This window comes from Rhodopseudomonas sp. BR0G17 (assembly GCF_010907025.1).
GTDB lineage: Bacteria > Pseudomonadota > Alphaproteobacteria > Rhizobiales > Xanthobacteraceae > Rhodopseudomonas > Rhodopseudomonas palustris_H.
On sequence record NZ_QUML01000095.1, the window covers coordinates 1 to 596 of the forward strand.

A 596-nucleotide genomic window follows, 5' to 3' on the forward strand; every position below is an offset into this window, starting at 1 on the left:
GGCATGCCCTGCCAGACAAGGAAGATCGTGAACACGATCGAGATCGGCAGCAGCACGTAGAGCGTGCAGCGGGTGACATCGACCCAGAAATTGCCGATGGTCTTGGCCGAGGCGCGGGCGAAGCCGCGGATCAACGCCACAGCCAGCACCATACCGGTCGCGGCGGAGAGAAAGTTCTGCACCGTCAGGCCGAGCATCTGGGTCAGATAAGACAACGCGCTCTCGCCGCCGTAGTTCTGCCAATTGGTGTTGGTCAGGAACGAGATCACGGTGTTGAGCGCGGGATCGGGCGCTACCGCGCCCTGCTCCGCCGGATTGAACGGAAGCAGGCTCTGCAGCCGAAGCAGGCCATACAACAGCGCGAAGCCGGCCACATGAAACAGCAGCATCGCCACCGTGTAACTGAGCCAATGCTGTTCGCGCTGCGGATCGACGCCGGCGAGGCGATACAGCCCGGTCTCGACCGGGCGTAGCAGAGCGATGCGGCCGTCGAAGACGCGGGTGAGATAGGCGCCGAGCAGCGGCGTCAGCGCCACCACAACCGCGCAAAACAGGATGAACTGGGTCGAGCCGATCAGGGTCATCGCCGCCTCCTC

1 protein-coding gene is annotated in these 596 nt (G+C 63.9%); it reads right to left on the reverse strand.

Annotation, left to right across the window (positions count from 1 at the left end; all coding sequences use genetic code 11):
- A partial coding sequence (locus DY467_RS25350; RefSeq protein ID WP_205502824.1) for a potassium-transporting ATPase subunit KdpA occupies positions 1 to 584 on the reverse strand: 584 nt, incomplete at its 3' end.
- Positions 585 to 596: the final 12 nt, after the last annotated feature.